General features: G+C 67.7%; 9 protein-coding genes. 6 read left to right on the top strand and 3 right to left on the bottom strand.

Annotated elements, in window-relative coordinates; genetic code table 11:
• Positions 1–37: 37 nt before the first annotated feature.
• Both L5G28_RS11970 and L5G28_RS11965 read right to left on the bottom strand, forming a co-directional pair.
• On the bottom strand, positions 38–1,474 hold the full coding sequence (locus L5G28_RS11970; protein ID WP_237001739.1) for a carboxylesterase/lipase family protein: 1,437 nt from the start codon (positions 1,472–1,474) through the stop codon (positions 38–40).
• A gap of 571 nt (positions 1,475–2,045) precedes the next feature.
• On the bottom strand, positions 2,046–2,729 hold the full coding sequence (locus L5G28_RS11965; RefSeq protein WP_236997396.1) for a metal-dependent transcriptional regulator: 684 nt from the start codon (positions 2,727–2,729) through the stop codon (positions 2,046–2,048).
• Between the two features lie 81 nt (positions 2,730–2,810).
• On the opposite strand from L5G28_RS11965, the gene L5G28_RS11960 reads away from it, so the two are divergent.
• The 5 genes from L5G28_RS11960 to L5G28_RS11940 all read left to right on the top strand — a co-directional run bounded on the left by L5G28_RS11960 (position 2,811) and on the right by L5G28_RS11940 (position 8,910).
• Positions 2,811–3,776, top strand: coding sequence for a bifunctional riboflavin kinase/FAD synthetase (locus tag L5G28_RS11960; RefSeq protein WP_236997395.1), 966 nt, complete (start codon positions 2,811–2,813; stop codon positions 3,774–3,776).
• Between the two features lie 127 nt (positions 3,777–3,903).
• The gene (gene rpsO, locus L5G28_RS11955; RefSeq protein ID WP_236997394.1) at positions 3,904–4,173 is read left to right on the top strand and encodes a 30S ribosomal protein S15; all 270 of its coding nucleotides are present in this window, start codon (positions 3,904–3,906) and stop codon (positions 4,171–4,173) included.
• A 344-nt stretch (positions 4,174–4,517) separates the two neighbouring features.
• Positions 4,518–6,845, top strand: coding sequence for a polyribonucleotide nucleotidyltransferase (locus L5G28_RS11950; protein WP_237001738.1), 2,328 nt, complete (start codon positions 4,518–4,520; stop codon positions 6,843–6,845).
• Positions 6,846–7,004: 159 nt separating this feature from the next.
• Complete coding sequence (locus L5G28_RS11945) at positions 7,005–8,249, top strand: sensor histidine kinase (protein WP_237001737.1); 1,245 nt, start codon at positions 7,005–7,007, stop codon at positions 8,247–8,249.
• A 22-nt stretch (positions 8,250–8,271) separates the two neighbouring features.
• Positions 8,272–8,910, top strand: coding sequence for a response regulator transcription factor (locus tag L5G28_RS11940; RefSeq protein WP_236997391.1), 639 nt, complete (start codon positions 8,272–8,274; stop codon positions 8,908–8,910).
• A gap of 24 nt (positions 8,911–8,934) precedes the next feature.
• Here the strand turns inward: L5G28_RS11940 and L5G28_RS11935 are convergent, their stop codons facing one another.
• Positions 8,935–10,983, bottom strand: coding sequence for a neutral/alkaline non-lysosomal ceramidase N-terminal domain-containing protein (locus tag L5G28_RS11935; RefSeq protein ID WP_237001736.1), 2,049 nt, complete (start codon positions 10,981–10,983; stop codon positions 8,935–8,937).
• 155 nt (positions 10,984–11,138) lie between these two features.
• On the opposite strand from L5G28_RS11935, the gene dapB reads away from it, so the two are divergent.
• The gene (gene dapB, locus L5G28_RS11930) at positions 11,139–11,891 is read left to right on the top strand and encodes a 4-hydroxy-tetrahydrodipicolinate reductase (RefSeq protein ID WP_237001735.1); all 753 of its coding nucleotides are present in this window, start codon (positions 11,139–11,141) and stop codon (positions 11,889–11,891) included.
• The last annotated feature ends 1 nt before the right edge of the window (position 11,892 follow it).

Genomic DNA, 11,892 nt, shown 5'->3' with positions numbered 1-11,892 from the left:
TCGGCAACTGTGTGGCCGTCGTCGGATCGCCTGGATATCAGACCAGTAGGTGCGGCTCGTCGCCGGGGCGATACGCTGCCCACCCCGGGTCGCCCGTCATCGCGAACGACGTCCACGCGGCGTGCATTCGCTCGGCGAGCCCGTGGTCGGGGTCGGGGCCGACGAGTGAGTGGGCGTCGTCGACGTGGTCGAAGACGTACGGGATCTCGACGGCGTGACCCGCGCGGATCCCCATCACCGGACTGTGTCGGCCGAACTCGTACACGAACGTCTGATCGTCGGGTCGGGCGTCGGCGATGGCGCGTGTCGGGTCGGAGAAGCCGTGGCGGGTGAGTTCGGCGCAGAGCGCGTCGCCCGCTGTCGCGCCGGCCGTCACGAGGTCGTCGAACCGGTCCGGCGACGCTCCCATTCGGTCCAGGACGGCACGCGCGGCGGCGGTGTCGACGGCGGCGACCACACCGGAGGGTGCGAGAAAGAAGTGGAACTCGTCGGCGTTCCACCCGGCCAGGAGCCGAACACCGCGTCCGCCACCCGCGGCGATCGACGAGATCGGGATGTCCGGGAGCACGTCGCCGTCGACGACGGGCATGAAGCTCATGACGCCGAGCCCGGCCGCCACGACCGACTCGCCCCACACCGTCGGATCGGGGTTCACCGAGAGTTCCAAAGCCGTGTCAGTCTGTGCCCGGAGCAGTCTGTCGGCGTCGATGCTCGCCCACGCCTGGGCGGTCGGTTCCACGCCGAGGATCTCCGACGTCCGCGCGGTGACCCGCCGGGCGTCGTCGACCGTCGCCGCGCTGATCCCGTTGCCGCTCTCCATGATCGCCCGATCGAACAGGCCGACGGACCGTGGCGAGGACAGCAGTGCGGCGACGCTCATGGCGCCCGCGGACTCGCCCATCACGGTGATCTGCGACGGATCGCCGCCGAACGCGGCGATGTTGTCGCGGACCCACTCGAGCGCGGCGATCTGGTCGAGGAGACCGCGGTTCTCGGGTGCGCCGTCGAGGGAGGCGAAACCGGGAGCGCCGAGACGGTAGTTGACGCCGACGAACACCAGTCCGTCCCGGGCGAAGGTGTCGCCCGCATAGATCGCGATGCGATTGGCGCCGCGGGTGAACGCGCCGCCGTGGATCCACACCAGAACGGGCAGACTGTCCGCCGCCGGGTCGGGAGTCCACACATTGACGTTCAGGTACTCATCACCCGGAGCGACAACGTTCTCCAGGATCGACGCGATCGGCTCCGGGTATCCGACCTGCGGCGCCGCCGGACCGTACTCGGTCGCGTCCCGAACCGCCGTCCACGGCGTGGGAGGCATGGGCGCGTCGAACGCGAGGGCGCCGACAGGTGGTGCGGCATAGGGGATTCCGAGGAAAGCCGCAACGGTCGAGCCGCTGCTCGTGGCGACTCGTCTGCCACGGACAGGGCCGTGAACGGTTTCGACGTGGCAGTCAGGAGACGCATTGGGCATACCGTCGACCTTAACCGGGGCATTTGGCTCCGAGGTGAGACGCCGACGATGCTTTGATTCTCGCTGCACCCGTTCTTCACTGCCGTCGCGATGGCGGCTCTCTGGGGAATCATCCCGGGCGCGTTGATCGGACTAGCAGTACACGCCTTCAAGGCTCGCAGGAACATTCCACGCGGTCCGGGCGGTGCGTACCCGACGGGGCCTATCGGATGGGGAGCCCCGCCACAGCCTGTCTATCCACGTGGAATGCAACGTCCACCTACTGCGCCGGCCCCGTGGCCCACAGTTGTGCCGACTCAGAGGCCTCCGTCCCCGCAGAGTCCCCCGCCGCCGCAGAGTCCCCCGCCGCCGCAGAGGCCGGGGCCCGGAGAGTGGCCTCCGCGCTGACGTGATGGTCGACGCCGGTGAACGGTGGAGGGGCTCGAGTGGAATCGGTTCCGCCGCAGCGTCAACCCCAGTGCCGCAGCCTCAACTGCGGCCTCGCGCTCTCATTTCGTCGTAGCAGTCTGCACCCACGCTGCTACGACACATTGAGGCTGCGACAAGAGAGGTGAGGCTGCGATAGGGGAGCTCAGCCTCGGTGGAGGAAGATGGCGCGGGCGGCGATGTCGCCGAGGTGGATCGGGTCGCCGTCGTCGACGCAGATCGTGACCGTCCCGGCGAACGGCCGTTTCTCGGAGATGCGGACGCGGCAGTCCAACGCGATGCCGATCTCCTCGAAGTAGCGGAGCATCTCCGGATCCGAGTCGGAGATGCGGTTGATGACACCGGACTCGTCCACGCCGAGATCGGCGAGCTGAAGGGCCGCAGCATCGGGGACGCTGCCGTCGACTCCCGGGATCGGGTCGCCGTGCGGGTCGCGCTTCGGGTGGCCGAGTTTGACGTCGATGTGCCGGAGCAGCCGTTCGGAGACCGCGTGCTCGAGCACTTCGGCGTCCTCATGGACCTGGTCCCAGCCGTACCCGAGCTCGCGCACCAGGAACGTCTCGAGCAGTCGGTGCCGTCGCACCATACTGATCGCAGCCTCGCTGCCTTCGTCGGTAAGCGTCACCGCACCGTACGGCGCGTGATCGACGAGGCCCTGATCTGCGAGTTTCCGGATACCTTCGGAGGCTGTGGAGGGGGAGACCCCGAGCTTCTCGGCGAGCAGCTTGGTCGTGACCTTCACATCGGACCATTCCTGCGTCGTCCAGATCACCTTGAGATAGTCCTGGGTCACAGACGAGAGTTCGTCGACCGGTCGAGAGTCGGGCATATGCATGACCATACCCATCGTCGTGAGCTGAGTCGTCCACCGCGCCGTGCCCGACCGAGTCCCGCGCCGTACTGTAGAAGCGTGTTGCGTTGGCGAGGATTGGACGATGTACCTGCCGGGTGGGGCCGCTGTGTGGTGACCATCGGTGTGTTCGACGGTATTCACCGTGGGCACGCCCAATTGGTGACTGCGGCGACGCGGGCCGCTGCCGAGCGAGGTGTCCCGTCCGTGCTGATGACGTTCGACCCGCACCCGTCTGAGGTCGTCCGCCCGGGGACACACCCGCCCCAGCTGTCGACACTCCGTCGTCGCGCCGATCTCGCCGAGGAGATGGGAGTCGACGTGTTCTGCGTCATCCCGTTCACATCGACGGTCGCGGCGCAGTCGCCGGAGGAATTCGTTCACGAGGTCCTCGTCGAAGAGTTGCATGCCGCGGAGGTGGTCGTCGGAGACAACTTCACCTTCGGCCACAAGGCGCTCGGCGACGTCCCGAAACTGCGCGAACTCGGGCAGCGGTTCGGGTTCGAGGTGACGGCGGTGTCGCTGTTCGGCGAGCATGCCGTGACCTACTCGTCGACGTATATCCGCTCGTGCATCGCATCCGGCGACGTCGAACTCGCGGCCGAAGCCCTCGGCCGACCGCACCGCGTGGAGGGCGCTGTCGTCCACGGTGAACGACGAGGCCGCGACCTCGGGTATCCGACGGCGAACATCGCCCCGCCTGAGCATGCCGCGATCCCCGGCGACGGCGTGTACGCGGCGTGGTTCACCGTCCTCGGCGACAAGGAAGGGGAAGGGTTCCGGCTCGGCAGGCGCTACGCGGCGTCGGTCTCGGTCGGCACCAATCCGACGTTCTCCGGTCGCAACCGGACCGTCGAGGCGTACGTCCTCGACCTCGACGCAGACCTCTACGGTCAGCACGTCGCCGTCGACTTCGTCAGCAGGCTGCGTGGCATGGAGTCGTACGACGGTGTCGACGCGCTGATCGCCGCCATCAGCGACGATGTGACGCGCACGCGGACGATCCTGTCCGCGGACGAGAACTGAACGATTCTTCGCTTGGGCGTCGGCCCTGGTAAGGTCACCCGCTGGTGTCAGCTGCGGTCCGTGGTGGCGCACCCTCGCCCGCTGGTGGGTGAGTCCGAGCACGGAACTGAAAATCAAGGAGACTCTCATGGCTCTTACCGCCGACGAGAAGAAGGCCATCCTCAGCGAGTACGGCGTCCACGAGACCGACACCGGTTCGCCGGAGGCTCAGGTCGCGATGCTGACGAAGCGGATCAAGGACCTGACCGAGCACCTCAAGGAGCACAAGCACGACCACCACAGCCGTCGTGGTCTGCTCTTGCTGGTCGGTCGCCGTCGTCGCCTGCTCAAGTACTTGGCGAGCGTCGACATCACCCGCTACCGCTCGCTGATCGAGCGCCTGGGCATGCGTCGCTGACGCACCCCCGTGATCTCTTCGAGGCCGCGACCCGCCAGGGTCACGGCCTCGAAGTGTATTACGCAGCGGAAATGGTAAGATCGACCCGGTGCGATGACCTGCCTGCAGCGGCAACCCAGTCGTGAATCGTCAGATCGGTCCTCGGTAGTGGCTGTCGGAAGTGACAAACTCCGGCCGCTTCGATCGAAGGCCGTCTACTCACAGCGCACGACGCGCTGGCCACGACTCCCGCGGCCGCTCCTGTCTCTTATCCACCCCGATCCGTCGCGAAATGCGACGGGTCTGCAACTGCATATGCCGGTCGCGACAGACCGCGGCCGAACTACACGAGGGATTCTCACTACATGACTGATGTCATCACCGACGACTTCGACGAATCGATTACCGAAGTCTCCGCCGTCATCGACAACGGCGCGTTCGGCCAGCGGACCATCCGCTTCGAGACCGGACGTCTGGCCCTGCAAGCCGCAGGCTCGGTCGTCGCATACCTCGACGAGGGGACGATGCTCCTCTCGACGACCACCGCGTCCAAGTCGCCGAAGGAGCACTTCGACTTCTTCCCGCTGACCGTCGACGTCGAAGAGCGCATGTATGCCGCGGGCCGGATCCCGGGGTCGTTCTTCCGCCGCGAAGGCCGCCCGTCGACCGACGCGATCCTGACCTGCCGTCTCATCGACCGTCCGTTGCGCCCGTCGTTCGTCGACGGTCTCCGCAATGAGATCCAGGTCGTCGAGACCATCCTGTCGCTCGACCCGAAGGACCTGTACGACGTCCTCGCGATCAATGCGGCATCGGCGTCCACCCAGATCTCGGGTCTGCCGTTCTCCGGCCCCGTCGGCGGCGTCCGCGTCGCCCTCATCCCGACCCTCGCCGGTGAAGGCGAAGGCCGCGACGAGAACAAGGCGGGCCAGTGGGTCGCGTTCCCGACCGTCGATCAGCTCGAAGGCGCCGTGTTCGACATGGTCGTCGCCGGCCGCATCGTCTCCGGTGAAGGCGCCGACGCCGGGAGCGGAGCGAGCGGGTCGGTTGAGGCCGCCGACGTCGCCATCATGATGGTCGAGGCCGAGGCCACCGAGAACGTTCTCGACCGCATCGCAGGCGGCGCGCAGGCCCCGAGTGAAGCGATCGTCGCCGAAGGCCTCGAGGCCGCCAAGCCGTTCATCGCCCAGCTCTGCGAGGCGCAGAAGCAGCTCGCCGCCGCAGCAGCCAAGGAGACCCGCGAGTTCCCGCTGTTCCCGGCCTACGCGGACGACGTCTACGACGCGGTCGCCGAGTTCGCCACCGCGCGGCTGAGCGAAGCTCTCGCGATCGCGGGCAAGCAGGAGCGCGACGACGCGACCGACGCGCTCAAGGGCGACGTCCTCGCGGCGTTGGGCGACAAGTTCGAAGGCCGCGAAGGCCAGATCGGCGCGGCCTACCGCTCGCTCACCAAGAAGCTCGTGCGCCAGCGCATCCTCACCGACCACTTCCGTATCGACGGTCGCGGCATCACCGACATCCGCGCACTCTCGGCGGAGATCGGCCTGATCCCGCGCGCTCACGGCAGTGCGCTGTTCGAGCGAGGCGAGACCCAGATCATGGGTGTCACCACGCTCGACATGGTCAAGATGGCGCAGACCATCGACTCGCTCGGCCCCGAGACGAGCAAGCGTTACATGCACCATTACAACTTCCCGCCGTACTCGACCGGTGAGACCGGTCGCGTCGGTTCGCCGAAGCGCCGCGAGATCGGCCACGGCGCGCTCGCCGAGCGTGCACTCGTGCCGGTCCTGCCGAGCGTCGAAGAGTTCCCGTACGCGATCCGTCAGGTGTCCGAAGCCCTCGGCTCCAACGGTTCGACGTCGATGGGTTCGGTCTGCGCGGCGACCATGTCGCTGCTCAACGCCGGTGTCCCGCTGAAGGCGCCGGTCGCGGGTATCGCGATGGGCCTCGTCTCCGATGAGGTCACCATCGACGGCAAGACCGAGACGCGCTACGTCGCACTCACTGACATCCTCGGCGCCGAGGACGCGTTCGGCGACATGGACTTCAAGGTCGCAGGCACCAAGGAGTTCGTGACCGCGCTCCAGCTCGACACCAAGCTGGACGGCATCCCGTCGAAGGTTCTCGCCGGCGCTTTGAGCCAGGCCAAGCAGGCACGCCTGACGATCCTGGACGTCCTGTCCGAGGCCATCGACGAGCCGGACGAGATGAGCCCGTTCGCTCCGCGGATCACGACCATCAAGATCCCGTTGGACAAGATCGGCGAGCTGATCGGCCCCAAGGGCAAGACGATCAACGGGATCACCGAAGACACCGGTGCCAACATCTCCATCGAGGACGACGGCACCGTGTTCATCGGCGCGGCCGACGGCCTGTCCGCTCAGGCTGCGATCGACAAGGTCAACGCCATCGCCAACCCGCAACTGCCGAAGGTCGGCGAACGCTTCCTCGGCACGGTCGTCAAGACGCCCGCGTTCGGCGCGTTCGTCTCGCTGCTCCCGGGCCGCGACGGACTGATCCACATCAGCAAGCTGGGCAACGGCAAGCGCATCGGCAAGGTCGAAGACGTCGTCAAGGTGGGCGACAAGCTCCAAGTCGAGATCGCTGACATCGACGAGCGCGGCAAGATCAGCCTCGTCCTCGTCCGCGACGACGCAGACGAGAAGTCCGACGAGACGGCAGACGCCTGATCTGATCTGACCTGATCTCGCTCCGGCCCGCGATGCTCTTCCCGGCATCGCGGGCCGGAGTCGTCTTCGCTGAGCGATCGCTGGGTAGTGTCAGCACTACCGGGAACAGTCGACGTCGCACCAGTGAGATCGTCGATGCAGGTCAATAGCGTTGAGCACATGACGACAGATGAGATGACAGCGACCAGATCGCCGTGGCGGGCCCTCGGACGGTCGCCGCTGCGCTACTTGACCTCGTCCGATCCGTGGCGGGGCGTCGCGTACACCCTCACGACCCTGGTCCTCGGATGCCTGATGTTCCTGGCGTACGTGGTGATCGTGCTGCTGCCGTTCGCACCCGCCTGGTCGAACCTGCTCGGCAAGATCGACCGACAGCGGGTCAGGCTCCTGGGCGTCCCGGCGATCGGCGACCCGCACACCCCGGTCGACGGGAACGTCCCGACCCGGATGGGCGTCCGCCTCGGTGAGCCCGCCACGTGGCGTGAAGTGGTCTATTCGCTGTTCCTCGCGATCTACGCACCGCTGGTCGGGATCGGTCTGTCGATCGTCGCATTCGCCGTCGGCGTCTTCGCGTTCGCGCCGGTGATCGCTAGGCAGGGGGAGGTCATCAATCTGTGGAGCTGGACGGTCGAGTCGGTCGGCGAATCCTGGTCGATGGTGCCGATCGCGCTGCCGCTCATCATCATCGGTCTGTACTTGAGCGGTGTCGCGGCGGCGATCACCGCGTCGATCGCGACGTGGCTGCTCGGCCCGCGAGAAGAGGAATTGGCCGCGCAGGTCGCAGCTCTGGAGTCCTCTCGCGGCGTCCTCGTCGGGTCGTTCGAAGCCGAGCGGCAGCGCATCGAGCGCGACCTGCACGACGGGCCGCAACAGGACCTCGTGGGAGCCGCCATGCAGCTCGGCGAACTCGCGCAGACCCGCGACGACCCGGCATTGCGCACCGAAGTGGAAGCGGCCCAAGCACGCGTCGAACGCGCCCTGTCGGGACTGCGCGAGACGGTGCGCGGAGTGAACCCGAAGGTCCTCGAGGACTTCGGCCTCGAGGCGGCGTGCGCCGAACTCGGCGACCCGATCAGCGTGCGGGTGCTCCCCAGCGCCGGATGGTCTCCGGGCCGTCGGCTTCCCGCACCGTTCGAACGGGCGATGTACTACACGGCGAGTGAATCGGTGACCAACGCGGTCAAGCACGGGCGCGCGTCGTCGGTGACGATCGAACTGTCCGACGTGCTGGGCGTCGTGAGCATGGTCGTCACCGACGACGGGGTCGGCGGGGCCGACCCGTCACGCGGCAGCGGACTCGCGGGGCTCGTCGAACGCGCCCACTCACTCGGCGCGACGCTCACCGTCACGAGCCCGCGCGGCGGTCCCACCGTTCTTCGGTGGACCGGTCGCGCAGGCCAGTAGGCGATCGGGAAGACTCGATCGGGTGGGAGTGCGCATTGTTCTGGCCGAGGACTCGGTTCTGCTCGCCGAAGGCCTCGTGAGGATTCTCGAACGGGCCGGACACGAGGTCATCGCCACCGTGAGTGACGCGGCCGCGCTGCGGAACGTCGATCTGACCGGCGTCGACCTCGTGGTCACCGATGTCCGCATGCCGCCGGGCGACGGCGACGACGGGCTGCGCGCCGCCCTCGACCTCCGACGCCGCCGGCCCGCGTTGCCGGTTCTCGTGCTGTCTCAGTACGTGGCGGCGGCGTACGCGCGCCGACTGCTGTCGTCGGAGCAGGGCGGCGCCGTCGGCTACCTCCTCAAGGAACGGGTCGGTCGCGTCGACGACTTCCTCCGGGCGATCGAGACCGTGGTGTCCGGCGGTGTGGTCGTCGACCCCGAAGTGATCTCGAAGATGTTCGGGTCCGCAGTCATCGAACGCCTCACCCCGCGCGAACGGGAGGTCCTCGCGCTCATGGCCCGCGGTGACAGCAATTCGGAGGTCGCCGCGGCGCTGTTCGTCTCCGACGCGGCCGTCGCGAAACACGTGTCGAACATCTTCACCAAACTGGAGCTGCCGCCCGAGACGGAGAACCGTCGGGTGCGGGCGATCCTGATGTACCTCGCGCAGGCGTGAACCTCGTCTCAGGCCATCTGCGCGTCAGGCGACCTTGATCCGTCCTGTCGCTCCGCTGATCTCGCGCAGCGTGCCCGACGACGATTTCACGTCGCCGAAGTAGCGGATCCGGTAGTCGCCCGGAGCCGCGTTCCGCGGCACGCGCCAGGTGACGGTGACCTTCGATGCGGACGGACTGCCGCCCGGCCGGACCCACGTCATCTCCGTGGACTCGTGGTCGTCGTCGTAGACCGTCTCCCACCGGGCCCCGGTGAACTTCTCGATCGAGAAGTAGCGCCGCGATCCGCGTCGCACCCGGTTGCTCGGGTAGGCGCCGCAGAAGCTCGCCGACACCGTCGAGCCGGCCCCGACCGAAGTCGGGACCTTCGAGACCCTCTGGCCGAAGCGGCGGCCGGGCATCGGCGTGTCGGCAGGCTGGGCGCCGAGCAGATCGGGCTGCAGATCGGCGCGATCCGCCGGCGCGCGGCCAGCGGACGGCTTCGCGCCCCGCTTCAGCGACCGGGCGAGCGAGTCCATCTCCTGCATGTACGCGCACAGCGTCCACCGCCCGAACAGCGTCTCGCCGCCCTCGTACTGCTGCGAGACGTACTCCTCGGGTGTCACCACATACTGGCTGTAGCCGTTCGAATAGCCCTGCAGCAGCACGTTCTGCAGCGGCACGTCCATCGCGTCGGCGACGATGCGTCGCACTCGCAGGCCGGCGACGATGGTCGACTCGGTCGGTAGCGCCGCCAAGACGAGATCGCCGATCCGCAGGATCTGGATCGGAAGACGCTGCTCGATCCACGAGCGGGGCGGCATGATGCCGAGCGGGAACAGGATGGCCTTCGGCGCCTGGCTGTCGGCGATCCACGCAGCGGGTGTCGGAGTGTCGCCCGCTCCGAGTGCCATCGCCAACTCGTTCCGGACACCCTCGTTCAGGAATCCGAGTTGACTGCGCGTGTTCTCCTCCTGGCTGGTCGCGGCCGCCGCCGCGCCCATCATGGCGGGGGAGGTGCGCGTCGCCTTGCCGTGCGGGGTGTAGTGGCCGTTGACGTGGACGTTCGCCATGTCGACGTAGCGCGTGGCCGCGTCGACACCGCCCGCGGTCATCGGTCGTGCCGACGACAGGGCCGACTGACCCGCCTGGTCCTGGCGTCGTCCGATGATGATCCGGTTGCTGCGGTGGTTCGACGTCGGGCCGCCGGGATTCATCTTGCGGGCCCACAGGTTCGGCGTCATGTCGCCCGCGTTGGTCTGGGCGTGGGCGCTCACGATGTTCGGGTCGCGCTGTTCGCCGAGGTACGCCGCGTATCCCTTGTTGTCCGGGCCGATGAGGAAGTTGGCGTCGGTGAGTGACGTGCCGTGGGTGGCGAACCACGTGACCTCACCGATCGTCGACCCGCCCTGGCGTAGCCGGATCGCGGTGACCTGGGGGTCGATGTGGTCGGGGAAGTGCTTGCGGTCCGATTCCGGGTTGAGCTTGAACGCGTCGTACGAGCGGTTGGCGCTCGCGTTGTGGAGTTCGGAGTGGCCGAGTTCCACCGTGCCCGGGGCGAGCGACTCGTGCGCCTGCGCGACGGCGTCGAGCAGTCCGTCGACCTCGGCGCGGAACGAGTTGTGGCGGTGGCCCTTCGCCGCCAGCACATAGGCGTAGTCCCACGATGTCCCGCCGCACGAGTTGTGGTTGTGGGTCGCGTTCACATTCACGTTGTGGACGTTGTACGTGTTGCCGTAGCGCGCGCGGAGCTCGGCGAGCAGCGTGTTGTGGTGGGAGGTGAACACGCAGGCGATGTCGGCGGTGATGAACAGGACTCGGCGATCGGTCGCGGCGTCGGCGATGATGTACGCCCGCGCCCAGGTGCGTTGCAGTAGTCCGTTCGCGACCTGGTCGAGGTCGGAGTAGCCCATCATGCCCTGCCCGGCGATCGCGCCGGTCATGTCGCCCTTGCCCGCGCCGACGAGGTATCCGGTAGCGGCGCGGGCTGGTCCGGCCGCGTCCGTGGCAGCGGCGCCGAGGCCGACGGCGGCAGCGGCGGCGGCTGTCCCGGCGGCGGTCGCGTGCAGGAAGGTGCGGCGTGAAACGTCGGACATCGGACTCCTTGAATGACGCAGGCTCTTGTGGATCGGCAGTGTGACTCTAGCCTCAGTAGATCGATCGATCAATACTCGGGGGTGTGTGCGACCGGACCGCCTCGGGCCCCGCCTTCTAGACTGGAGGACCATCAGCGACGAAAGGCTTGGAAGTCATGGGTGACGCCATCCGCACGGGTGTGTTGGGCAGCAACGGCAAGGTCGGCAAAGCGATCGTCGAGGGAGTCGAATCCGGTGACGGCGTCGAGTTCACCGTCGGAGTCGACAAAGGTGATTCGCTCCAGTCGTTCGTCGACTCCGGCACCGAGGTGGTCGTCGACTTCACCCATCCCGATGTCGTCATGGACAACCTGAAGTTCTTGATCGACAACGGAATCCACGCCGTCGTCGGTACCACCGGGTTCACCCGGGAGCGGCTCGACACGGTCCGCGGCTGGCTCGGCGACGACCCGCGCAGCGGCGTGCTGATCGCGCCGAACTTCGCGATCGGCGCGGTCCTCTCGATGCGCTTCGCTCAGCAGGCGGCACGGTTCTTCGACTCGGTCGAGGTCGTCGAACTGCACCACCCGCACAAGGCCGACGCTCCGTCCGGCACCGCCGGGCGTACCGCCGAGCTGATCGCCGCCGCCCGCGCGGAGGCGGGCTTGGGGGTGTCGCCGGATGCGACGTCGACCGGGTTGGACGGCGCCCGCGGCGCGGACGTCGACGGGGTGCGCGTGCATTCGGTGCGGCTCGCCGGCCTCGTCGCGCACCAGGAGGTGCTGTTCGGTACGCAGGGTGAGACGCTGACGATCCGCCACGATTCGATCGACCGCAACTCGTTCGTACCGGGCGTCCTGCTCGGTGTGCGCGAGATCGGTTCGCGGGCGGGACTCACCGTGGGCCTCGAACACCTGATGGATCTGTGAC

This window comes from Gordonia liuliyuniae (assembly GCF_021739025.1).
GTDB classification, from domain to species: Bacteria; Actinomycetota; Actinomycetes; order Mycobacteriales; family Mycobacteriaceae; genus Gordonia; species Gordonia liuliyuniae.
The sequence above is the reverse complement of the archived record's forward strand: the minus strand, read 5'-3'. Positions and strand labels throughout refer to the sequence as shown.

Excerpts from the sequence above, each read along its gene's own strand:
- L5G28_RS11950 (WP_237001738.1), top strand. The coding sequence starts at position 4,518 with ATGACTGATGTCATCACCGACGACTTCGACGAATCGATTACCGAAGTC.
- dapB (WP_237001735.1), top strand. The coding sequence starts at position 11,139 with ATGGGTGACGCCATCCGCACGGGTGTGTTGGGCAGCAACGGCAAGGTC.
- L5G28_RS11935 (WP_237001736.1), bottom strand. The coding sequence starts at position 10,983 with ATGTCCGACGTTTCACGCCGCACCTTCCTGCACGCGACCGCCGCCGGG.
- L5G28_RS11945 (WP_237001737.1), top strand. The coding sequence starts at position 7,005 with ATGACGACAGATGAGATGACAGCGACCAGATCGCCGTGGCGGGCCCTC.
- L5G28_RS11970 (WP_237001739.1), bottom strand. The coding sequence starts at position 1,474 with ATGCCCAATGCGTCTCCTGACTGCCACGTCGAAACCGTTCACGGCCCT.
- L5G28_RS11965 (WP_236997396.1), bottom strand. The coding sequence starts at position 2,729 with ATGCCCGACTCTCGACCGGTCGACGAACTCTCGTCTGTGACCCAGGAC.
- rpsO (WP_236997394.1), top strand. The coding sequence starts at position 3,904 with ATGGCTCTTACCGCCGACGAGAAGAAGGCCATCCTCAGCGAGTACGGC.